Here is a 22,246-nt window from a genome sequence, read left to right as displayed (position 1 = left end):
ATGGCCAACCGCGAGGAAGTCGGCGATCTCGTTGTTAAGGCATCACTCGATTCATCGGGGTTCCGCAGCGAAATGAAAGGCCTTAATCAGCAGATGAGCCTCATTAAGAGTTCATTCAAAGCGGCCAACGCTGAACTCGGTCCGTTCGCGACGGAGATGCAAAAGGCAGAGGTCAGGGCGCAGGAACTAAATGCTGAGATTGAAGTCCAACAGCAACGTGTCGATGCCCTATCGAAGCAATATGCCGCGTCTGCAGAATCGGCTGGCGAGGATGCTGCAGCAACGCAAAAGCTCGCTGTGCAACTGAACAACGCCAAGGCCGCGCTTGCCGGGATGCGCAACGACCTCGAACTGACCAACACAGCCATGGAAGAGTCCGGAGCGGCGGCAGAAGAAGCCGAGATCGAGCAAAAGAGCTTTTCTGAGTCCATGGAGAGCACCAAGTCTGGCATCGAGGGCACACATGCCGCGTTGCTCGGGATGGTTGGTCTCATCGGCGCTGGGATGCTCAGCGACATGACAGACGGTGCCGAGAAGACGGCCATCAGTCTGCAGACGTTGCAGGACGAGACAGGTAACTCGCAGTCGTCGCTGGAACGCCTTTCGCTTGTCGCCAGTGGTGCAGGTGTAAGCATGACCGACCTGACAAATATGGTCGGACGCATGGATCGAACCATCGCAACGGCGAATACGCCGACATCGACGATGGTCAAGGCGCTCAATGAACTCGGTATCAGCTCAGAAGCGTTCGCGAAGGCCAATTTGAGCGAGCAGGCGCAAATGGTTGCCGATGCGATGCACAAGAGCGCGCTACCAGCAAAGACGCTCGACTCGTTGCTCAAAAGCATGGGCGTGAACATGGCCTTGTTGCCGAAGGGCGCATTGCCGAGCCTGAACCAAATCCGGCAGGGGCTTGAGTTGACGCAGAACTCAGCGAACACATTGGCTCGGCAGTTCACGGCTGCAGGCCTCAACTTTCAACAGTTCGCCAGTGCGGATACCGAGGGCAAGTTGAAGATGCTCGGCCAGTACATGTCCGACACCAAAGACAAGGCGCAGGCGACTGCGCTCGTCATGGCCGCGTTTGGCGGCAGACAGGGTGCTCAGATGTTGCCGCTCATTCAGAATTTCAGCAAGCTCGACGATTATGCCAAGAGCCTGAAGATGCCTGTCATGGACACGGCCGAGATTCAGTTGGCCGCTGAAAAGACGAAGATGCTGCAGACCGCAATGTCAATGCTGATGGACAGCGTCATGGTCAAACTTTTGCCGTGGGTCGATAAGATTGGCAAGGCGTTCTATGACCTGTTCGCTGACATCAATCACCCGATCGCGGCAGTCAAAGGGTTTGAGAGCGAACTGGGTCCGGTGGCGTCTGGCATTATGGGCGTTATCACCGCGATGGCGGCGATGAAAGTCGTAAACGCTGTTACCTCGACAATATCCGGATTTGCGAGCACGCTCAAAGCCGCTGGCACCAGTGCCGTATCGACCGCTCGGTTCCTTGGCATCATGGCCGCGAAAGAGGTCGAAGGGGAAGCAGCGGCCGAGGCGCTCACCATCAAAACAATTGCCAGCACAGTCGCGACCAAGGCGCAAGCCGCGGCCACGAAGACGTCTGAGATCGTGCAAACTGCATTCAACGCCGTGAAAGATTCGGAGACACTCGCTTGGATTCGTTCAACCACTGCTACGGTCGCGAATACAGTCGCCAAGACAGCGCAGACAGTCGCAACAAAGGCCGCAGAAATAGCGCAGGCTGCGTTCAACCTCGTCATGGACGCCAATCCTATCGTACTTGTGACACTCGCCATCGCGGCGCTCATCGCGGGCGTGATCCTACTTGTGACACATTGGAAGACGGTTGTCAGTTGGATTAAAGAAGTGTGGAACTGGTTCAATCACCTCGGCACGGGCGTGAAAATTCTCATTGGCATCTTTGCACCGTTCCTGGTGTTGCCCGCCGAGATTGTCGCTCACTGGGGACAAATCAAGAACTTCTTTCACGACATCATTGCCAACATCACTAGGGACTGGAACGACCTTGTATCTGGCGCTGAGAAGTGGGGAGAGAATCTGGTCAAGATGATTGCACAGGGCATTTCGAACGCCGTCAAAGATGTCGAGAGTGCGGTCGGCAACGTCGCAAGCTCCATCAAGAAGTTCCTCGGCTTTGGATCCCCGACCGAAGCGGGCCCAGGTGCTACGTCTGATGCATGGGCGCCGAATCTCATGCGGATGTATACAGACGGCATCATGGCCGGCATCCCGCAGATTCAGAGCGCGACACAGCGGGTCGCCGGAGTGATTAGCGATTACCTCGGGAACGGAAGCACGGAGAGTGTCAATATCGGTGCATCGGGCGGTTCTGCCACGTCATCGTCAGCCGCCGCTTCCAGTGCAGGCGCGCCTATCATCCTGCAGGTGGATGGTCGTACATTCGCCACGCTCATCGCACCACATATGGACCAAGCCATGCAGCGCAATAACCGCCTGAAATTGAAATCAGCGGGTGCGACGCCATGACGCGTGTATTCACGTTCGGCGGTCAGTCATGCGATGCCTATGGTTTGAAGTGCCTCACGGTCGACCGTTCGTTTTTGCCGCCGCTCACCGCGCGGACGGTTGCAGTACCAAAACGACCCGGCGTGTGGTATTTGCGCTCAGACCTGGGGCCGCGGACTGTCAACATTGGCGTGTCGCTCATCAAGACAGACCTCGTCACGCTGACGCAGGCCAAACAGGTAATTGGCGGTTGGTTGTACCCCAACAATCAGATTCAGCCATTGGTTCTGCCAGACGAACCGGACAAGACCTACTATGCCGTGGTCGATATCAACTCGCCACTTATCCTCGCTGCGGCAGGTGGCTCGACGACGAATCAACCGCTCCTGTATGGCGCGGGGTCGTCCATCCTGACGTTTCTGTGCCCGGACCCCTACGGCTACGGCCAACAGGTCACGGCGCAGTTTGCCGGGGATGTGCTATCACCGAATGTGGGCGGGACAGCAGAAACATACCCAACCATTAGCCTTGCGCTGACAGCCGCAACCTCGTCGCTCAAAGTGGCTCATAGCTCAGGGCTGTTTGTGCTGCTCAACTATTCGTTCTCGGCAGGAGATACAGTCACGATAGATTGCGTGCGTCAAGTCGTCACCATCAACGGGGCGACAGCACTGACGGCGCTTGACATCTCATCTGATTTTTTTGCACTTCAACCAAACAACAACACAATCACCATCACGCCATCGGCGACAGCAACTGGCTCTGTCGCGTGGACGGAGCGGTATCTGTAACTATTTTTTGGAGGCGATCACATTGGCAACAGGACAAGGCAATCTCACGACGTACGGCGCAAACGCACTGCTCAACGCGACGGTGACAATTGGGGGCGGCACTTTCTACGTGGCGCTATTTACTTCCGACCCCACGACAGCAGGCGACACCACAAACGAATTGTCGGGCGGCGGCTATGCGCGGCAACCGGTGACGTTCCCGACTGCTTCTGCTGGTTCGGTGTCCAACTCAAGTGACATCACGTTTGCACCATGGACAGGTGCGACGGAAACAGAGACGTTCATCGGCCTGATGGATGCAGCGACAGGCGGCAACATGATCGTGCGTGTCGCATCGAACCCGTCCGAAACGCTCACTAGCGGCGCAAACGACGAAATCATCATCAAGGCGGGCACGTTGACCTTTTCTCTGGTGTCCTACAACGGCTAAAACTCCCGCAATGACATAACGGGGCGGGAGGTGATTTTTAGTGTCTGCCACTCTATCTGTGGCCAATGTCACAAGCGATAGCGCCACGCTGTCCGTGTCGGGTGCTTCCTCCGGGGCCAGTATCGTATTTTACTGGGGTACCAGCAATGGAGGAATTTACCCGCCAGCTTGGGCGAATAAGTCATCCGTCACGGCTGATGCGAATGGCTTTGCTTCTGTGAACCTAACCGGATTGGCGTCCTCCACCAATTATTACTCCAACGCACAGGCTGGAGGGGCGTGGGTTGTTGCGGAGGCGCCGTTCACGACGCTTGCCCCGACCACCCCAATCGACGTGAGCGGTACATTCGTCGGCATTGGCTCACTCTCAGCTCCGACGATCGTCGAGGAGACAACCACGTCAGGCGGGTTCGTCGTCGTTGGATCTCTCTCAGCCGCACCAATGGAGGCCGAAGAAACAGCCGGCGCCTTCACTGGCGTGGGCAACCTCTCAGCATCCGTCACATTGCAGTCGCCGTATATCGCTGGCGCATTTGTAGGTGTCGGTTCGCTCAGCGCATCAGAAGAACTGATTGAGCCAGCCGCAGGCGGGTTTGTTGGCGTTGGTTCTCTGTCGACAAACGCAACAGAGGGCGAAGTGATACAAGGCGGTTTTGCTGGTGTTGGGAGTCTGTCCGCAAATGTAGTGGTCGAGGTGAATCCGTCAGTTGCATTTGTGGGCATTGGCGGTCTATCGGCTAAGACGGAGGAGACGAAACCGTCTCCGAATCTGCAGATGTATGTTTTCGACTCTTCGGAGGTATTGCGAGCTATTCTCGCACCTACTGATGCGACGGCGAATCCGTTGTCGGGCCCATTAACCTACGAGAATGCCGTCCATACGGAACAACTCTACAATGCAACGAACGCAGGCAAGTCGCAGGTGCAAAACACGCTGAAGTTCGATGTACCAATCAACCACCCCGACGCAACTTACATTGTCGAGGGCGCGCTGGTCGTGTTCCGCGCTGCGGACGGTAGCTATCAACAGTTCGAAGTCACGCTGACCGACGACTACGACAACACCACCAGTTACAAGACAATAACCTGCACACAGGCTGGCCAAGCGGAACTTGCGGATGAGTTCATACCGTCGCTTGCGCTGTCCTCGGCAACGCCATCCACGGCACTCTCACAGGTTTTGAACGGTACCCGTTGGAGTGTTGGGAATGTGAGTGTGATATCGTCCTCCGAGTCACTGACGCTCACGCAAGTAAATGTGCTCTCCGGTCTGTCGAAACTTGTCGCGACATGGGGCGGTGAACTGGCGTTTCGGGTGACGTTCAGCGGCAATCAAGTCACCGGGCGGTATGTTGACTGGTACCAACAACGAGGAAACGTGACGGGCAAGCGGTACGAATTTGGTAAGGACATCGAGAGTTTGCAACGTACCATCGACACCACGGTTCTTTATACGGCCGTGTACGGTTATGGCAAGAAAGACTCGAAGACCAGAACCCAACTGGACTTCACTTCTGTCGCATGGTCAATCGCGAATGGCGATCCTGCAGACAAACCTAGTGGACAAGCCTACGTCAGCGACCTGACCGCGTTGTCCAATTACGGACGCGCAGGCGGGACTCGCAATCGATACACAGTTTACACCGACAGCAATCAAACTGACTCGAATTCCTTGTTGCAAGAAGCGTGGGACTACCTGCAGACGGTCAACAAGCCTGCGGTGACGTATATGCTGACGGTTGCTGACCTCGAACAAGTTGCCGGATATGCTCATGAGGCTGTTCGAATCGGCGACACCGTGAATGTTGTTGACACAGGGATTCAACCTGTTCTGCGAGACACCATCCGCGTGATTCAACTCGACAGAGACCTGCTCAACCCTCTAAACACTAAGGTCACGTTTGGCAACTTTATGCCAACGACTGTGGCAACTGCCAGTCAGGCGCTCGAAGCATTGCAAAACGCATCGGCTGCTGCCGCACAAGCTGCACAGGCGACGACAGCGGCGACGAGTGCCACCACGACGGCCACATCCGCCCTGTCGTCTGCGACCACTGCCATCAGCACGGCTAACCAGGCGAGTGTCACGGCCAGCACGGCGTTGCAACCGGGAAGCACCATCGACACCTCGTGGCTGAGCGGCATCATCAGCGCCGACCAGAACGCGCTTCAGTCTGCAGGTGGGTACGTGACGGTAGACAGCAACGGCATCACCATCCTTAACGCCTCCACGTATGCGAACGCCACGCAGGCGCTTCGGTTGGCTGGGGGTATCTTCGGGATCAGCGACCAGAAGGACGGCGCTGGCGGGTGGACATTCACCACGTTTGGTACCGGCGCAGGCTTCGACGCAAGCCTGATGAACGCCGGGACACTGGACGCGGCAGTCGTTGACGTGACCAATCTCAACGCGACCAACATCACGACAGGCGATCTGAACCTCGGCGGCCCAAACAATATGAACTTGGCGCTCTGGAACTTGACCGCCATCGGGTCTGGGTACGCCATCCTCGTTGCCAATCAGCAAGGCGTCTACATGTCAAACAACACGGACGCCACTACGTTCACCTATGCGACAACTGGGCAGACCACGACAGCAGGACACGCCTTGGCTGGTGGGGACGTGGAACTACTGGGTAGGCTGTGGGTTGGGCTCAACGGCAACGGCTACATCGAGGGCGACACGTCTCTTCACTTGTCCGTCACGACGGTCGGAGATCATTTCCTAATCCGCCAGTCACCATCGAACGGCGACGCCTCGTTTATACCGACGTCCAACGACGTGAACCTCATCGGCGAGAGCGGCTTCGCATTTCGCGGGATGTACTCCTACGCGTTCAACAACGCTTCGAGCGGCGCATGGAAAGAGGCTGTGCGTGCTCACAACATCGCGGAGTCCATCAAAGTCATCTACGACTTGTCCCTGCAAGATTATGTTGTGAAGGGTGAGACGCGACAGCGAGTGGGCCTCATCGCGGAAGACGCACCCGTTGAGGTGCAGAGCGAGGACGGCAAAGGGATCGACCTCTACGCGGTGATCGCGCACCTGGTTGGAGCTGTGCAAGACTTGCAAGCCAAAGTCTACAAACTGGAGGGCGGCAACTAATGGACATCATCCTCGCGGTACAGAACCACTACCCGGACATGGTGCTTGGCGTCGGCTTTGTCGTCGGCAACGATGCATACGGAAACCAGGTCATCACATATTGGGACACGACCAAACACACGTTGCCAAGCCAGACAGAGCTCGCCGACTGGTGGACGGCGTACCTGCAATCGACGCAGGTCGGCGTGATTGCCACGGCTGTCACGCAGCAACTCGCGACAGGGTTCACATCTACCACGGCAGGCGGCAAAGTGTTCCCGCTCGACGTGTTCGCGGTGGCGATGCTCGCAGGCGAGTACGCATACCTCAAAGCCAACTCTACAGCCACACCAAAGGGGCTGCGGGCGCTTGATGGCAGTGTGTGGACACCGACGCAAACGGAGTATTTCTCGTTTAGCGACGAACTGCGGACATTCCTTGGTGGCCTGGAAGACAAGCAGTGGGCAAAAGAGGCGCTGATTGCCACTGTGTCTGACGCCGTCATTCCGACCGTCCTGTGGAATGCACCCACCGTGCCGCAAGGTCTCACGGGCATGCCAGGTGGCACATCCGGCACGGTCACACTGACATGGGCGGGGAACCCGGACACCGACCTGGCGTCCTACAACGTGTACCAGGATGGCGTGAAGATCGGCAGTGTGACAACCAACTCGGACAGCATCACAGGACTCACGACAGGGACGACGTACACCTTCGCAGTGACCGCCGTGGATGCCTCGGGCGGTGAGTCGGTGCAATCCGTTAGCGTTAGCGTCACAGCGCCGTAGACGTTGGCATCCATTCGGTTTCACAGCCCTTCGGGGCTTTTTTTATTGGCTAAATCGGGAGGTGGTCAGAATGAACGCGTTTCTGTGCAAGCCCGGCGACTTACTGTTCTACTTCCAGGCGGACAACGTCGGGGAGGCGCTAATCCAGACGGGGGAGGAACTGGAGGAACACAGCGACGGCCCGTGGCCGTGGCATGTTGCGGTGGCGCTCGGGCCGTGGACGAAAGTTGAGGCAGACGGTAAGGAGACAGCGATTCACGCGATCGACTATCACAACTGCGTGATCTGCCGGCCGCCGTACGAGAGTCAAAGGGCTCTCCACTACGCCCTCGGCTGGGCACGCAGGCAACGCGGCCGTCTGTACGGTTGGATCGGCACCATCGACCAAGCGTTGCGGGACATCTCGGGCGGTCGTCTGCACCTGCCGCGATGGTTCGTGACGTGGACCGACAAGCTGATGCCGTACTGCTCGACGCTCGCACAGTCCATCACCTGGCGTGCTGGATGGCGTGCGGTAAAGGCGTACCCGCCACCGAGTCCGGCAGACATGTGGAAGGCAGCCAAGAAGTACATCGTGCATGTCTGCCCGAAGGGAGCGTGACGGGGTGGACGAACAGTTGGACGATGACCAGTACAACGAAACCGTGGTAGGAAATGACCATGATCGAATTATGAACATGTGGCCACGGCTGCGTGCTGTGGAGAGGGCGAGTGACGAACATAAGCAGGCAGAGCGAGACCTCGCCAACTCCGTGAGCAGCCTACGTGATGACATGGGCAAGATGGAGAATCGCCTGACCGAGAAATTCACAGAAGGTATCGGTGACCTGCGCGAAGAGACCACGAACCAGGTCGAAAAAGTAGATAAGCATCTGACGGAGCAAGATGAGGTGCTGGCCGACCTTCGTGTGAATGCGGCCAAGAAATCATCGAAGTGGCCAGATGCTGCAAAGGAGTTTGTAAAAATCACCGGGGCCGTTGCTGGTGGGATTCTATTGTTCCTTATCACGTCATTGGCGGCACATTTGCACTACTGAGAGGTGATGGGATGAGAGCGCCGAGGGGGAAGCGTGTGACGTTGGTGGTGGTCATGGTCCTCGCTACATGGGCGTGTGTTGGCTTTAACTTCGTGGTGTGGGAAGGGCTCTACTTCTTTCGACACTTACTGCATATCCACGAGGCATCAATCGACTATCAGCTGTCCGTCTGGCCTGTGATGATTGACCTTGTCATCCTCATGGCCACAGTCATGTGGACGTATGAGCAGTTGGAGCTGCAACGAGGTCAGTCGACGATGCTCGAGGCGGTGAAAGTGCAAACGGACGCTGTTCACCGATTGCACAAACAGGGAGTGCAGAGAGACGCCAAACTCGAACGGTTGATGCAACAAGTCTATGGCGAGGTCCACGAAATTGGCGAAGACGTTGAAAGCATAGTGGACGAGATGACCGCTCCTGAGGCGGACGCGATTATTCGACTCGAGACGGACGCCGAAAGGCACGCACGTAACGCTGCAATGAAACGAGGTGAGGACATTGGCAGTTGAGACAGGCATCAAACTCGCGACGTACTTTTCGCCGGACGACGACACTATGGGTGCTTTTGTGGAGTGTGTTCAGTCTGGCAAGAAATCCATCTACATTGCAGATTTCGCGTGGCACGCGCCAAAAGCTAAAGACGATCTAATCGCAAAGAAAAAGGCCGGCCTTGACGTGGAGGTCATTTTGGATGCGACCGAGGGAGGGGAAAGGTACGAGCAAGCAGCCATCGAGGAGATGCGTGAGGCGGGTATCGTCGTGTGGCTCACGCATAGCCAACACGGCAAGTACATGCATCACAAGTTCATGGTCGTCGACGGAATCTGCGTCCTGTCTGGCTCGTGGAACTTCTCCGAATCCGCATCGTTGGAGGACAACTACTTCGACATCATCGAGAACGAGCAGCGAGCGGCGTTGTTCATGAGCAAGTGGACGGAGATTCGTGACTACGCGAAGGCCGACTATATGGAGTTCAATCCGTGGGCGAAGGAGGCGTCAGCCAAATGATTGACGCGGCCACGCTGTTCTATCTCTTGGCGCAGACGAAGGGAGGGAAAGGCATTGCAACGCATCGCGCAAGCTGTTGATCGTTATACGCCGTTCACGCCAGCTGAGCTCGCTGCGTTGAAGCAGGCGGGGCATACTGCTGTTGTGGCGTACCTGGGACGCAAGACGCGCGGCTACACCAAGGCCGTTACGCCTGAGGACCTGAAGAACTATGTCGACTCCGGCATGAAGGTCATCTTCAACTTTGAGGGCGCCAGCACGAAACGCGGATACTTCACAGTCCAGGATGGTTCACGGGACGCTCAAGACGTGCTCATCGAGTTCGAATGGCTCGGTGTGCAACCGGATCCGGAGGTCGTGTGCTACTACTCTGTAGACTATGACGCTTATCTGCCAGAAGACTTCACCGCGGTGGACGCCTACATGCTGGCAGTCGAGCACACGCAGTACGGCCGGTTTGGATTTGGTCCGTACGGCGGATTTCCGATTATCGAATACCTGTTTTCGCCACAGGCGCTCAGCAAGCCCACAAAAGCCTGGCAAACGGTGGCGTGGAGCGACAACAAAATTAGCCCACACGCTGCCATGTATCAAGACAAAATCGACATCTGGATAGCGGGTTCGCAAGTGGATGACGACGTCATCTACAGCGATCCTGGATGGTACCCGCGAATAGGGGGTGGCAATGTGGACAAGAAAACGGCGTACTTGAACGGCCAGCCGGTGGAGGCTGGCATCGAGGGCGGCGAGTGGTGGCTCAACTGGTCGGCGCTGGAGAAGCTTCCCGGATTCGAGCTCACGAGAGATGCGCAGGGTGTGCCACATTTCACAGTTGAAGCGCCAGCGCCAAGCGCGCCCACAATCGCGTCAGCCGATATTCGTCTCTCTGACGGCACCACAACAATTCTCAAACCCTAAGGAGGAATCAGCATGTGGAACGGAACTGATTGGACAGTTGTAGCTTCTGTTGGCGCGGCTCTAGTAGCGAAGGTGGCAGCAGATTGGAAGTGGCTCAGAAAGAAGGAACCGAAACTGGCCCAGGATGCAGCTACGCTCGTCGCAGACAAGGTGCCACACGGCATTGGCGTTGCGCTCGACGACGCAGGCAAACTGGTGCGCGGTCTCATCGAATCGCCCTGGTTCGCGAGCGAAGTAGCGACGGGGAAGGTGGAGTTGCATCATATCACGGACAAACTGTTGCAAAGCACGCTTGCGCAAGAGATTGCGAAGGTTCTTGCGGCGTCGGGTAAGTCTTGGACTGATATGAGCGAGACAGAAAAAGGCGCACTGATTACCACAGTGCAAGCGGGACTGCATAAGGTCGGTATCACCGTCACCAGCGCACAAGTTACGGCAGTTGTGCAAGTCGTAGAAGATGGGATCGCGGCCGTGCAACCAGTGATGGCAAGCGCGGCGAAACTAGCTGAAACCATCACACTACCAGTGGCGGCACCTTAAGCATTCAAGGACGGCGTTTCCGGTACTCCTATTATAGGGACGACAACAACATCACCGGCCCCATCATACTTGGATGTCCACTATGTCTTGGTCATTATGGAAAACGTCGCAAAACCCGCAGACGACTCCGGCTGCGGGTTTTGCGTCATGAGGTTATGTCACAAATAGTCGATCGCGACTTTGTTCGCTGTGATGGGGCGACTAAATAGGTATCCTTGGTACTGGTCACAGCGCTCTTCGCTGACGACAGCGAGTTGCTGCTGGTGTTCAACACCCTCGGCTAGCACAGTGAGAGAAAAGGAGTGGGCAAGGTGGACGAGGGCAGAAAAGAGCGAGCGGTCCGCAACGCTGCTGTGAATGTCCCTTACAAATGTCCGGTCAATTTTGACCGTGTCAATCGGAAGTTGCCGCAATACCCCTAGAGAATTGTATCCGTTTCCGAAATCATCTAGCATCACGTGAATCCCACGTTGCCTTAGTTGCGTCAGTTTGTCTCGAACTTCTCTTTCGTTCTTCATTAAGGACGTTTCGGTGATCTCAATAAAAACCAGAGATGTGTCGATGTCGTAGTCGGAGAGGACGTGCAAGAACTTCTCCACGAAATCCTGTTGTGCTAGTTCAACCTGAGACACATTGACACCAATCGGAAGGATGCTTTTGTTTTGTCTTTTCCACTCATTCAATTGTGCGCAGGCGGTCTGAAGTACAAGTGCCCCTATCTTGACAATCAGGCCACTATCCTCAGCAATCGGTATGAATTCCGACGGGGGGATCAGACCGAGAGTCGGGTGGTGCCATCTAATGAGCGCTTCGAGGGAATCCACTCGGTTGGTTCCAACGTTCATTTGAGGCTGAAATTCCAGGAATAGCTCATTTTGTTCATGCAGAGCTCGTCTCAAATCATTTTCCAGTCGAAAAGTCGAGTAGAGCTTCTCTTGTAACGCCTCCATGTGGATGTGCCATCGATTTTTTCCATCTCGCTTTGCCTCGTACATCGCGAGGTCCGCACTTTTCATGACAGACGACACGGTCTCTCCACTTACAGGACACAGCGCAATTCCGATACTGGCAGTCAAGTAGAACTCATATCCGTTCCACGTAATCTTCTCTTGGAGTCGTTCGAGTAGTAAGTTAGCTGCTTGAACAGCTTCTTCGGTTGAAGCAGCTGGGATCATGACCAAAAATTCATCTCCACCAAGACGTGCAGCGATTTCTCCCCTACCAAGAACATCTCTGACGCGTCCAGCAGCAATCTTCAAAACCTCATCACCAACATCGTGACCGAGAGAGTCATTGACTTGCTTGAACCGATCTAGGTCGATTAGAAGAACTGCCATTGGATGACCGGAACCAACACTATCAGACAAAAACTCCTTCATGTTAGTAAATGCTAGCCGGCGGTTGGGAAGCCCGGTCAATTCGTCATAGTGAGCCATTTGCCACAGGTCATGGTGTAGGCGTGATTGAGTACGTAACTGTCGACGCACGTACCAAAACAAGAGTGGTGTCATGACAATCATAAGCCACACGGAATGTACCAAGTATTCAACTATCCCATGTGAGTGCCACGCTACACCAAACAAATGGTCACCCAACCACTCGTAGGACACCACTTCTACTACAACCTCTATCAGTAGAAGTACCGCGAACACTTTTACTTGTTCTTTGAAGTCCTCCGCCCATGCTATCGCCACGTGTACCCTCCTTTCGATGTAACAACTTTCGACAAAATTCTAGCATATTCGTGGACAGGATTCTGGTCATAATGCGCAGACTAAAGTTTTTGCCGTGAGAAAATTGGTCGATAAATGACAGGCAACTGAGCTAAGATGTTCCTCTTATCAAAGCTTGTGGAATGGCGGTGTGTGCATGCGTTTTGCTGTGGGACTACTAGGCGCATTCCTGATGATCGGCATGCCGGCAATGATTTGGTCAAAGGGCAATCGTGGTGTCGCCCTCGGGATGTTCAACGTTGGAGTGGCCATGATGGTGTGGTCGAATTGGCAATGGTTGCTCATTTGGACAATTTTCGTCGCGCTCTCGACGTTGCAACGAGGACGGAGACTGCGAACACGTCCTGGTAAGAAGCTATAACTGAAGCCGAGGACGTCTTCACTAAACGTGCAACGGCACCTCGAGTCAAGTGAGAGCCCACTGACGGCGAACAGTGGGCGTTGACCCACTTACATGGAGCATCCGAGGTCAATGCCATCACGTCGCACATCGCGACGACGGCGCAGGACCTCGGTGTGAAGGTCACGCAGAAGGAAATCAAAGACGCGTTGCAAACAGCCGATGCGGTAGCGCAGGCGATCCCGTAAGTTCCGGTCATCGCGGCGGCGGCGAAGTTTGCCAGCGAGCTTCCGAACGCAACTGCCAAAACAACGACAGCCTAACACGGAAGGGAGGTGAGCGCTTCACACGCGGCTATGTACACGGCAAAGACCCTCGGGTCGGTCACACCCGAGGGTCAATGATTTTATTGGTGGGCTTGTGCGTATCGACTACAACCCTTCCTATCCCGTTCGAACACGATTCAGGGCCCAAAACTGAGAATTGACAGGCGGATAACGGGCTTACCTATGGAACAGTCCATCCGAATTCCCATAAACGTTCCCGTGATCAAGCAAAAACACATCGACTTAATGTAGAATAGTCCTGAAATTGTTGAGTGTGGTAGGAGTGACTATGGTTCGTGGATGACTACAGATACGTAGCTGGGAGTAGTCCAACATTCTTTTGCGTGGCTGGGCACATTTGTCCTAGAAGTGAAGCGTGCAAAATATTTTTGACCGTTTATCATGTTGCGAGAGAGGCAATCATTCCGTATGGAGTTTGTAAAATTCATGCAGATGAGTCGAGACAATCGATGGACGACAGGTCAAATTAGGACAAAAGTCCTATAGACACGCTAATTGTGCTGTATCATTATGAATATATAGATAAATATACCATTTACAAAATTATATCGGGGTGGGGGGATTCTATGGCAACAGACCAGGTCTGGTGCTTGTTTCGTTCTAAGCTTGTGCAAGCCTCGGAGTGTAACTGGCACTTTACAACAGGGTATCGAAGAGTCGGCGACGTGGATTATCCTCTTGGGATGTGCAATTCAATCTGCGAATGCCCTTATGTTGAGTTGAGTTCGAAGAGTCCCGAACGTAGAACGAACCCCGCAGGAGTTTCTCCCAATAGTCGAAAGCAAACTGCCGATTAAGTTGTTCGGTAGCCCCAACACCAGGATCGAAAACTAGTCGAAATGCAAAGTCTCCTGGTAGAATACTGTCAATGCGACGAGAAACAGACCACACTATCCCGCATAGTGAATTGTGACTTCGTAATTTGAATGTACTCCACCGGTGCCCACAATCGCGTCGACAGGCACTCATCTCTCGGACGGAGCTGCCGCTGCGGTTGAATCTTACCTGAAGATGCAGCCTGACGCATGGCAACGCATTACGAGCACAGCACACTCGGGCAACTCGCGGCGCAGGACCTCGGTGTGAAGGTCACGCAGAAGGAAATCAAGAGCGCGATCCTGGTGGCCGACACCGCGGCAACTTGGTTTTTGGTGTGTTGTCACTCTTGCTCGACAGAAGATGTCCGATTGACGGGCTGTGTAAAGAAATAATAAAACACGACCAGAAACGCAATAGCGTAGAATCGAACACCTAGTTTGAAAGACTCGGTAGCTTTTTCCATAGTGTTCTACCTTCTCTCGTGGTCATTATTTTGATCGGTAATAGACAGGGCTTGCGTGCGAATGTACCGGCCCAACTGTGCTGCCGTACTGTGGTTCATGTCCTTCATTCGTACAACTCCGGCAATTTCCTTGATGCCGAAGAGTTCCCCGGAGAATACGATGAACGCCCGTCTGCTAGTGATGTATGGCCCGGTGACACGAATGACATTGAGTATCAGTAAGAGCGCGGATAATACATTGATCATACCAAAGGCGTAGGAGAGTGCTTGTGTCTTGCCTCGTGAAACGGTCCCTCCCAAAATGGGTCCGGTCGCGGATAGATAGAAACCTTCCGGAACGACAAAAATACCCGTCGTGGTGATACGGCCAGTCAGCAAGAGGATGGCTGTTACGAAATCGATTGAGTACTGAATGGCCTCGAGCCCGTTAGGCACAACCTTCTCTCCACCGACTTGCGACATCTTTTATCTCTCCTTTTGTCATCGTGCATTCAGAATACAAGTGAAGTTCACGTTATGGCACGGCGCTGTGACTTTGGCCTCTCGAAGCAACAAACTTACCTTTGCACACATGCCAAACGAACAATTGGACAAGATACAGTCACATCGATTCGGCTGTTGCACGAGGAGTGACACCATGAAGAAGCTGACGCCTCGAGTCCTGCCCAAACGGAACGAACTTCATCGGTCAAGTGTCTCAAACGAAGGTCTTGTTCATGGTGATATAGACGAAGATACTCAGGTGCTTGAGCATAAACTTCGTGCTGAGTTGCAGAACTCGTCTGATGTGTGTTTCCGACGGTTTGGAGTTGAACGGGGTCGCACGTCGTTCACCATTCCTCGGTACAATTTTAGGTTTTCGTACCGTCTCTTGCGATTTTTTGTTTTGCTGCTATCGGCAATCGTTGGGCTCTATGGCCTGACCATTAGTTTCATAGTGATACTGATTCACCAAGTGAATCTGGAGTCGTTTGGTGTGCCGCATATGTCCCCCGTTGCTCCGAGAAACCTCAAACAATTACGTGACAATTTTCACACGGGTGCCTCGCAAGTACCTGTCGGACCGACCGCAATCCCATATGGATCAGCCCAGTTCCGCTCGTCAGCATTCGTCACGGTTGTATCGCTCATGAGACAACGTAAACAGTTCGCAGGAGTGGTCGCGAGTGCGATTTTAATCTGTACCCTGGTGAGCGGATGTTGGGACCGTACGGAATTGAATGATCGCGCTTTGGTCATGGCATCGGGTCTTGACCTTGACGCGAATGGGCGATGGATGCTCACCGACCAAGTCATCATTCCTGTCAACTTGTCGAAACAAGAGAGCATTACCCGACAAAGTTTTCTAACCCTTTCAGCGACAGGAAAAGACATAGTGGATGCTGGGCAACTCCTTCAAACAAAACTGTCCCGACAGTACTTCCTTGGTCACCGACGTGTGATTTTTATCGGGGAAGAGGCGGCAAAACACGGTTTGACAGGCATCATGGACGAATACACACGCAACCCAGATGTACGTCTTAGGAGTGATATTTTCGTCGTTCGTGGAGCTAAGGCCCTAGACGCATTGGAGATAAAAGCGCCACTGGAACAATATCCGGGTTTGACAATTATCAAGAGTCGTAGATTCGTGGGAGGAACGGTCGGGGATTCCTTGAGGGCCTTCTTAATTGCGGCGGCAAGCCAAACAAGTTACCCGACTTTACCGGTTGTAGAAATTACTAGAGAGTCAGATGAGTCAAGCCGTAGTACATTTGAGTTCGCAGGTCGAGCAATTTTCAACAAACAGTTAAAACTAATTGGATATTTAGATTTTTCTGATGCAAACTATCGCCTTTGGGTGGTCAATGCTTTGGGCAAACGACAGGTCACCTTTCATATTCCTGGACATCTAGGGTATGCAACAGTGGATTTGTCTCAATTCCGTGGACGTGTCCACGTTGTTGTTCAACATGGCCACCCGCACTTTGAAGTCGAACTGACCGGACAAGGTTTACTTAGAGAAAATCAGACAAACCTTAATGTCAAAGACCCTAAGCAGTTGAAGCAACTGAACGACGCGATGCAACATGAGGTCAACGATGAAGTCACGCAACTGATTGCCAAGGTTCAGAAGCAGTACAAGGCCGATATCTTTGGATTTGATCAGGCTTTGGCCAGACAACAACCTAAGCAGTGGAAGATGATGAAACTTCACTGGAATGAACTGTTTCCTGAAGCACCCTTCAATGTCGCCACACGACTGAAAATCCAAACGGTGGGCCTGACGTCGAAGAACCCCGTTTCTAGTAAGTTGTCACAAGGCTATGGAAGTTGGTGAGGCATGAAGCCAGGGACAATGGTGATCTCAGGAGGGCAATTATTCTGGATTTCAAGCATGTTTGACCTTGGCATGGCGGCGTTTCTTACGATCTCCCCAACAATTGAACGAGTCAGGAACGATGCATGGCTCTCTCTGCTTGTGAGCGGAATTCTCAGCGTGTTTGCCACTTGGATTGGAATTCGGTTAAGTCGCTATTATCCAGACAAGGTTTTTATAGAGTACATTTGCGACCTCACGGGGACTATTATAGGGAAAGCTATCGGCACGGTGTATGTAATTAACTGGGTCGTTGTCACAGCCATGGCAATGCGGCAAATCACGGACATTTTCATCACTGCGCAATTTCATCGCACCCCAAGTTGGGTCTTCATTGTCTCCATGGCCTTGGTCTCGGTGTATCTGCTGTATAAAAACGGTCTACAGTCATTGGGTAGATTTACAGAGGTCATTGGTCCGGCGGTCATCTTCGTCGCATTAGGAGTATTCCTGTTAGACCTCCCGAACGTAACTTGGAGTCGACTCCTTCCGGTCTACGTCAACTCAGGCCCGTACGGACTCCTATATGGCGCAATTCCATCGGTGTCCTTTCTGGCACAAACCTCATTCCTCACGATGGTTTTTCGATTTGTTAAGAATCAGCGTCAAAATGTGAGGCAGGCTGTTTTTGGGACTGCATTCGCCAGTCTGTTTGTCGTCATCAGTGGCATGTTCTCGATTGCCACGTTTGGGGCGGACCTCGGTGCGAAGATGTGGAATCCTGTCTTTGACATGGTCCAGTATATATCAGTTTCCGAGATCATCCAGAACATCGATGCCTTCGTCATGGTAATCTGGTTTCTTACAGCGTTTGTACGAGTTGCACTGTTCATGTTCTTAGCTGTCTCTGGAACCGCGGCATTGTTAAATTTGAAAAGATGGCACTCGCCTCTGCTCTGGATTGGTGGGATAACGGTCATCATCGCCATGATTCCGAAGGATATCACGGAATCAACCATCGAGTACCCGAAGAAATTTGTTGAGTCGTTTGTACTCCCGGTGTTGATTTTTGGAATACCACTCGTTCTGTGGATGATTGCGTTTCTGCGTCGTCAGTTCAGTCATTCTGCGAAAAGGTGACGTTGACGCCGGATCCGCCCTCGCTGATGCGGGGGTTTTCCATTTCGGATAAATACCAATATCTAGTTGACGGTACATAGCGGTGATCTTAATATATATACATAAACAGTAAACAAAGGAAGTGATAGTAATGTCATTCAGACGTCGCATGCGGATTGTGGACATCGGGTACGGCGCAGCGTTTCAAATCATCGGCGGCCTCAAGTAATGGTTCCAAGGACACTTATCTACTGAAAGGGCGAATGGGAATGGCACACATGGTCGAAACAATGTTTTCAGTACGGGAAACGCCTTGGCATGGACTCGGAAAGGTAATTGAGAATGCGCCGAACTCATTAGTTGCAATTCAAGAAGCAGGGCTTGATTGGGATGTGGTTCAAGAACCGATTTACCTGGGCGACAGCACGAATGCGATTGAGGGGCATTTCGCCAACGTCAGAAACAACGATTGTTCGGTTCTTGGTGTTGTGTCCAGTCGGTACACCATCGTGCAAAACGCGGAAGCATTCGCGTTCACGGATGCACTCGTCGGTAACGGTGATGTTCGGTACGAAACGGCAGGAAGTTTGAAAGGCGGCCGTAAAGTTTGGATGCTCGCCAGAATGAACCGCGAATATGACATCATGGGTGATAAAGTCGACCCATACATCTGCTTTACCAACACGCACGATGGCAGCGGCGCCGTGCGTGTCCTGATGACCCCGGTTCGCGTGGTTTGCAACAACACGTTGAACATGGCGCTCGACTCCGCAAAGCGCCAGTGGTCGACCTTCCATGTGGGCGATGTGTCACGCAAATTGGTCGAGGCACAGCGAACATTATTGCTCGCCGATGAATATCTCGATGCGCTGAACGAAAATGCCAATCTGATGGCAGACGTGAAACTGACCGAATTCAAGGTGCGCGAACTCGTCAACAATTTGATTCCAATTGATGAGAAGGCAACAGAGCGTGCGAAGAGCACAGCGAAGTTGAAACAGCAGGGGATTCTGCAAGCTTACAAGGCGGAGGACATCAAACAGTTCCGTGGGACCGGCTGGGGCTTCCTGAATGCAGTGGCTGACTTCGTCGGTCACGCTGAACCCACTCGGAATACCGATACATTCACGGAGAATCGCTTCTCGTCGATAATCCGCGGCGATAATTTATTCGACGAAGCGACGGCGCTGCTCAGAAACATCGCTTAATTGATACAAAACTAGATGGAGATGGCCCTCGCTGATGCGAGGGCTTTGTCACGACGTCATATTACTCAATGTAATCTCGTTGCCTTCCTTATCTGTGCCAATCGGGCTGTACAACGACACGTCCTTGCGTGTCTTCTTTTGCGCGCGCAGTTGCATCAGAATCTCTATCCTAGCGTCTAACGGGATGCGTGAAAAATTGCCGTAGCCTCGACTAGGACAATTCCTTTACTGCGTAGAGTTCCCTAAGGGGGCGACACGCGGTGCAGATTCGTATCGTGGAAGGTGAATTTGCGGACAGGTCCCGTCGAAACTTCTTTAGGACGCTACTTGAATTATATCGCCAGGGGGTGATACCTCCTCATGATAGCAGTCTACGCGCGGGTGTCGACCGAGGAGCAGGCGAAGCACGGATTCAGCTTGGCGGACCAGCTCCGGGAATGCAAGAAGAAGGCAGGGACAGATGATGTCCTAAAGTACGTAGATGAGGGGATATCTGGTGAGTTTCTCGATCGACCGCAACTCTCCAAGCTGCGTGAAGATATTCGCAGTGGGCTTGTCCACAAGGTCGTGTGTCTTGATCCCGACCGTCTCTCACGCAAACTCATGAATCAACTCATCATCTCCGATGAAATCGAATCACGTGCCGAGCTAATGTTCGTGAACGGTGAGTACGCTAGGACACCGGAAGGACAGCTGTTCTATCAGATGCGCGGCGCAATTAGCCAGTTCGAAAAAGCTAAAATCAACGAACGCATGTCACGGGGGAGGCGCGAGAAGGCACGGCAAGGGAGGGTATTACGGGATTTTCACATCTACGGCTATGACTTCGATTCCGAGAAAGAACAGTTCGTCGTCAATGCTCGCGAGGCGACCATCGTAAAGCTCATCTTCGACTTGTTCACCAATTCCAATGGCAGAGTTCAGGGGATTAATGGAATCGCCAAATACTTAACGGAACTAGGCGTGCCCACAAAGAGAGGTGTCGGCGTCTTTCATCGGCAGGTTGTGCGTCAGATGCTGATGAACCGGTCGTACATCGGCGAGTTCTATCAAAACAAGTGGAACACGGAAGGGATGCTCGGGAATCGCTACCGCCCACCCGAGGAGAGAATTGTGCAAAAACCGCGACCAAAAGAAGAATGGATTAGGTTGCCGATTCCGGCCATTATTGAGTCCGACCAGTTTTATTACGCCCAGTCACTGCTGGCAGAGTCGAGACGAAGATGGGCTGGGGCGGGCAAACGCACCTATATGTTGAGTGGACTGCTGCGGTGTGGGGACTGCGGTAACACTATGACAGGTCGGAAGGGGAAGGCTTGGGGGAGAGAACAGTATTACTACAGTGACCGCAAAGCAACGGTGGGAGCAAAAAACCCGGGGTGTGGAACACATATTAAGTGTGATGAGCTTGAACTTCAAGTGTGGGATACGACTCTTAGCTGGATACGAGCGCCTGACGAAGAGCTCATTGCGGAATTGGAACGCAATCCGCAGTTGTCGAGTGAACAATGCCAATTGGAAAACATTCAGGCGGAGCTTGAGCGCCTAGAGGTTGTGCATCGACGCCTAATGAATTTCCTCAGTGACCCCGATATTGATGAACAGGACATACGCGAAAAACTAAAGGATGTTCAGAACGAAAGACGGGGTTTGAATCAAAAGAAGCTAGACTTAACACGTCGACTTGATGAATTGAGTAGCAAAGATGTGAGGACGGAAGCGGAGCACCGGCGGTCTATGTTGATGGCAATTTGGGGCTCGCTTGCGAGTACAGAGTTCCACGACATAAGTGCGCAAGCTGGACGTGACTTACTGCGGACGGTAATCAAGGAAATCAGGGTTTTCGAACAAGGGCAAAGGATTGAGATAGTGACTTTGTAACACAACAAGACGGTGAAGGCAGGTGATGTCTTCTGTCTTCAGACAGTACTTGTCGTGACCCTTGTCCGCCTTTGTCCACAGGTTCATGATGCCAGGCAACAACTCAATACACGGGTGCAATGGACGAAGGAGCCATCTCACCGTGTCGAAAGGGGCGACTGAAGTTGCCCTAGATGCATACTTACGGAAGAGTAATACATAATACATGCACCAATCTCGAAAGGAGAATGATGCATGGCACTTGGACAGCAACGAAATACTCCAGTGGTTCCGCAAGCGATGCACGCTTTGGATCAAATGAAGTACGAGGTAGCTCGGGAACTGGGGATCTCTGTACCTGAAAGCGGATATTGGGGTACGATGACGACCCGCGATACAGGAACCATTGGGGGGCACATCACCCGGCGGTTGGTCCAAATTGCGGAGGAGCAGTTGGGAACTGGACACTTTCACTAGAGCGTGAACGGTGAATGCTCCGCTCGCGGCGCTGTGTGTCGAAGCGACATGACAGAGGTGGAATCAAGCGGACATGCAAAAGGCGCACAACCGTGCGCCTTTTGCATGTCCCTGTAGACCGAAGTATACCTTGGCTAGCCTCGAAGCATGGCTGGTCACTCACGCTAGAACTCCACCGTAGACGCGACTTTGACGTCATTGGTGTTGATTACGCCGTCGATCACCTCAAAATTATCTAGCATTATGTTGAACCCGCTCATGATGGAACTCATCACACCAAAATTACCGCCTTCGGCAGTGTTGAACTTCATATTTGCATCCCAGTTGCCTGCACTGTTGATGCCAATGGATACACCTAGCGCGCTTTGCTGAGGCGTACTGACAGATACCGGTCCGGCTATCATGATGAATGCTGGCAATTTATTACCTCACTTCCCTCTTGAATCTGTCGCAATTTACTCTATTCTCGATGAGTGTGT

Annotated in this window: 22 protein-coding genes and 2 pseudogenes; 20 read left to right on the top strand and 4 right to left on the bottom strand. The window is 53.2% G+C overall.

Features of this window, described 5'->3' with window-relative positions; all coding sequences use genetic code 11:
- The 11 genes from JC200_RS05335 to JC200_RS05285 all read left to right on the top strand — a co-directional run bounded on the left by JC200_RS05335 (window position 1) and on the right by JC200_RS05285 (window position 11,102).
- Window positions 1–2,526, top strand: coding sequence for a phage tail tape measure protein (locus tag JC200_RS05335; protein ID WP_274435145.1), 2,526 nt, complete (start codon window positions 1–3; stop codon window positions 2,524–2,526).
- A complete protein-coding gene (locus JC200_RS05330) occupies window positions 2,523–3,296 on the top strand; it encodes a distal tail protein Dit (RefSeq protein ID WP_274435144.1) in 774 nt (257 codons plus the stop codon). Before JC200_RS05335 ends, JC200_RS05330 begins: the two co-directional genes overlap by 4 nt.
- 22 nt (window positions 3,297–3,318) lie before the next feature.
- The gene (locus JC200_RS05325) at window positions 3,319–3,726 is read left to right on the top strand and encodes a phage tail fiber protein (RefSeq protein ID WP_274435143.1); all 408 of its coding nucleotides are present in this window, start codon (window positions 3,319–3,321) and stop codon (window positions 3,724–3,726) included.
- 40 nt (window positions 3,727–3,766) lie between these two features.
- A complete protein-coding gene (locus JC200_RS05320; RefSeq protein ID WP_274435142.1) occupies window positions 3,767–6,832 on the top strand; it encodes a phage tail protein in 3,066 nt (1,021 codons plus the stop codon).
- Window positions 6,832–7,599, top strand: a complete 768-nt coding sequence (locus tag JC200_RS05315; protein ID WP_274435141.1) for an XkdW family protein — start codon at window positions 6,832–6,834, stop codon at window positions 7,597–7,599. The genes JC200_RS05320 and JC200_RS05315 overlap by 1 nt, the downstream gene beginning before the upstream one ends.
- A gap of 70 nt (window positions 7,600–7,669) precedes the next feature.
- Complete coding sequence (locus JC200_RS05310) at window positions 7,670–8,200, top strand: hypothetical protein (RefSeq protein WP_274435140.1); 531 nt, start codon at window positions 7,670–7,672, stop codon at window positions 8,198–8,200.
- Window positions 8,201–8,204: 4 nt separating this feature from the next.
- Entirely contained in the window at window positions 8,205–8,636 is a 432-nt protein-coding gene (locus JC200_RS05305) for a hypothetical protein (RefSeq protein WP_274435138.1), read from the top strand.
- 35 nt (window positions 8,637–8,671) lie between these two features.
- A complete protein-coding gene (locus JC200_RS05300; protein ID WP_274435137.1) occupies window positions 8,672–9,145 on the top strand; it encodes a hypothetical protein in 474 nt (157 codons plus the stop codon).
- Window positions 9,135–9,644: a phospholipase D-like domain-containing protein gene (locus JC200_RS05295; RefSeq protein WP_274435136.1), complete on the top strand. Its 510-nt coding sequence runs from the start codon at window positions 9,135–9,137 to the stop codon at window positions 9,642–9,644. Before JC200_RS05300 ends, JC200_RS05295 begins: the two co-directional genes overlap by 11 nt.
- A gap of 54 nt (window positions 9,645–9,698) precedes the next feature.
- The gene (locus tag JC200_RS05290) at window positions 9,699–10,562 is read left to right on the top strand and encodes a glycoside hydrolase domain-containing protein (protein WP_274435134.1); all 864 of its coding nucleotides are present in this window, start codon (window positions 9,699–9,701) and stop codon (window positions 10,560–10,562) included.
- A gap of 12 nt (window positions 10,563–10,574) precedes the next feature.
- On the top strand, window positions 10,575–11,102 hold the full coding sequence (locus JC200_RS05285; protein WP_274435133.1) for a hypothetical protein: 528 nt from the start codon (window positions 10,575–10,577) through the stop codon (window positions 11,100–11,102).
- Window positions 11,103–11,260: 158 nt separating this feature from the next.
- Here the strand turns inward: JC200_RS05285 and JC200_RS05280 are convergent, their stop codons facing one another.
- The gene (locus JC200_RS05280) at window positions 11,261–12,796 is read right to left on the bottom strand and encodes a putative bifunctional diguanylate cyclase/phosphodiesterase (RefSeq protein ID WP_274435131.1); all 1,536 of its coding nucleotides are present in this window, start codon (window positions 12,794–12,796) and stop codon (window positions 11,261–11,263) included.
- A 175-nt stretch (window positions 12,797–12,971) separates the two neighbouring features.
- Here JC200_RS05280 and JC200_RS05275 point away from each other — a divergent pair, with 175 nt between their 5' ends.
- The 3 genes from JC200_RS05275 to JC200_RS05265 all read left to right on the top strand — a co-directional run bounded on the left by JC200_RS05275 (window position 12,972) and on the right by JC200_RS05265 (window position 14,733).
- Complete coding sequence (locus tag JC200_RS05275) at window positions 12,972–13,196, top strand: hypothetical protein (RefSeq protein WP_274435129.1); 225 nt, start codon at window positions 12,972–12,974, stop codon at window positions 13,194–13,196.
- Window positions 13,197–13,276: 80 nt separating this feature from the next.
- Window positions 13,277–13,423, top strand: coding sequence for a hypothetical protein (locus JC200_RS05270; protein WP_274435127.1), 147 nt, complete (start codon window positions 13,277–13,279; stop codon window positions 13,421–13,423).
- A 1,124-nt stretch (window positions 13,424–14,547) separates the two neighbouring features.
- On the top strand, window positions 14,548–14,733 hold the full coding sequence (locus JC200_RS05265; RefSeq protein WP_274435126.1) for a hypothetical protein: 186 nt from the start codon (window positions 14,548–14,550) through the stop codon (window positions 14,731–14,733).
- 77 nt (window positions 14,734–14,810) lie between these two features.
- On the opposite strand, the gene JC200_RS05260 is transcribed toward JC200_RS05265, so the two are convergent.
- A complete protein-coding gene (locus JC200_RS05260; protein WP_274435125.1) occupies window positions 14,811–15,266 on the bottom strand; it encodes a hypothetical protein in 456 nt (151 codons plus the stop codon).
- Here JC200_RS05260 and JC200_RS24350 point away from each other — a divergent pair.
- The 4 genes and pseudogenes from JC200_RS24350 to JC200_RS05245 form a co-directional block, all read left to right on the top strand.
- Window positions 15,217–15,825 (top strand): annotated as a pseudogene (locus JC200_RS24350) (spore germination protein); the annotation flags it as partial. The gene JC200_RS05260 and the pseudogene JC200_RS24350 overlap by 50 nt on opposite strands.
- Window positions 15,826–15,933: 108 nt before the next feature.
- Entirely contained in the window at window positions 15,934–17,124 is a 1,191-nt protein-coding gene (locus tag JC200_RS05255) for a Ger(x)C family spore germination protein (RefSeq protein WP_274435124.1), read from the top strand.
- 3 nt (window positions 17,125–17,127) lie between these two features.
- Complete coding sequence (locus JC200_RS05250) at window positions 17,128–18,243, top strand: GerAB/ArcD/ProY family transporter (protein WP_274435123.1); 1,116 nt, start codon at window positions 17,128–17,130, stop codon at window positions 18,241–18,243.
- A 248-nt stretch (window positions 18,244–18,491) separates the two neighbouring features.
- Window positions 18,492–19,430: a DUF932 domain-containing protein gene (locus JC200_RS05245; protein WP_274435121.1), complete on the top strand. Its 939-nt coding sequence runs from the start codon at window positions 18,492–18,494 to the stop codon at window positions 19,428–19,430.
- 66 nt (window positions 19,431–19,496) lie between these two features.
- Here JC200_RS05245 and JC200_RS05240 read toward each other — a convergent pair.
- A pseudogene (locus JC200_RS05240) lies at window positions 19,497–19,595 on the bottom strand (flagellar biosynthesis protein FliA); the annotation flags it as partial.
- 195 nt (window positions 19,596–19,790) lie between these two features.
- Between JC200_RS05240 and JC200_RS05235 the strand changes: the two are divergent.
- Together JC200_RS05235 and JC200_RS05230 are read left to right on the top strand one after the other, a co-directional pair.
- Window positions 19,791–21,311, top strand: a complete 1,521-nt coding sequence (locus tag JC200_RS05235) for a recombinase family protein (protein ID WP_274435120.1) — start codon at window positions 19,791–19,793, stop codon at window positions 21,309–21,311.
- Window positions 21,312–21,545: 234 nt separating this feature from the next.
- Window positions 21,546–21,767, top strand: coding sequence for an alpha/beta-type small acid-soluble spore protein (locus JC200_RS05230; RefSeq protein ID WP_274435119.1), 222 nt, complete (start codon window positions 21,546–21,548; stop codon window positions 21,765–21,767).
- A gap of 164 nt (window positions 21,768–21,931) precedes the next feature.
- Here JC200_RS05230 and JC200_RS05225 read toward each other — a convergent pair whose 3' ends face one another.
- On the bottom strand, window positions 21,932–22,186 hold the full coding sequence (locus tag JC200_RS05225; protein WP_274435118.1) for a hypothetical protein: 255 nt from the start codon (window positions 22,184–22,186) through the stop codon (window positions 21,932–21,934).
- Window positions 22,187–22,246: the final 60 nt, after the last annotated feature.

Origin of the sequence: Alicyclobacillus sp. ALC3 (assembly GCF_028751195.1) — a bacterium.
Taxonomy (GTDB): domain Bacteria; phylum Bacillota; class Bacilli; order Alicyclobacillales; family Alicyclobacillaceae; genus Alicyclobacillus_L.
Note: the sequence above shows the minus strand (reverse complement) of the source record. Positions and strands in the feature narration are given on the sequence as shown.

Bases quoted from the DNA above. Each gene is read 5' to 3' on its own strand.
- JC200_RS05265 (WP_274435126.1), top strand. From the start codon at position 14,548: ATGGCAACGCATTACGAGCACAGCACACTCGGGCAACTCGCGGCGCAG.
- JC200_RS05275 (WP_274435129.1), top strand. From the start codon at position 12,972: ATGCGTTTTGCTGTGGGACTACTAGGCGCATTCCTGATGATCGGCATG.
- JC200_RS05335 (WP_274435145.1), top strand. From the start codon at position 1: ATGGCCAACCGCGAGGAAGTCGGCGATCTCGTTGTTAAGGCATCACTC.
- JC200_RS05255 (WP_274435124.1), top strand. From the start codon at position 15,934: ATGAGACAACGTAAACAGTTCGCAGGAGTGGTCGCGAGTGCGATTTTA.
- JC200_RS05330 (WP_274435144.1), top strand. From the start codon at position 2,523: ATGACGCGTGTATTCACGTTCGGCGGTCAGTCATGCGATGCCTATGGT.
- JC200_RS05285 (WP_274435133.1), top strand. From the start codon at position 10,575: ATGTGGAACGGAACTGATTGGACAGTTGTAGCTTCTGTTGGCGCGGCT.
- JC200_RS05230 (WP_274435119.1), top strand. From the start codon at position 21,546: ATGGCACTTGGACAGCAACGAAATACTCCAGTGGTTCCGCAAGCGATG.
- JC200_RS05245 (WP_274435121.1), top strand. From the start codon at position 18,492: ATGGCACACATGGTCGAAACAATGTTTTCAGTACGGGAAACGCCTTGG.
- JC200_RS05235 (WP_274435120.1), top strand. From the start codon at position 19,791: ATGATAGCAGTCTACGCGCGGGTGTCGACCGAGGAGCAGGCGAAGCAC.
- JC200_RS05315 (WP_274435141.1), top strand. From the start codon at position 6,832: ATGGACATCATCCTCGCGGTACAGAACCACTACCCGGACATGGTGCTT.
- JC200_RS05310 (WP_274435140.1), top strand. From the start codon at position 7,670: ATGAACGCGTTTCTGTGCAAGCCCGGCGACTTACTGTTCTACTTCCAG.
- JC200_RS05260 (WP_274435125.1), bottom strand. From the start codon at position 15,266: ATGTCGCAAGTCGGTGGAGAGAAGGTTGTGCCTAACGGGCTCGAGGCC.
- JC200_RS05250 (WP_274435123.1), top strand. From the start codon at position 17,128: ATGAAGCCAGGGACAATGGTGATCTCAGGAGGGCAATTATTCTGGATT.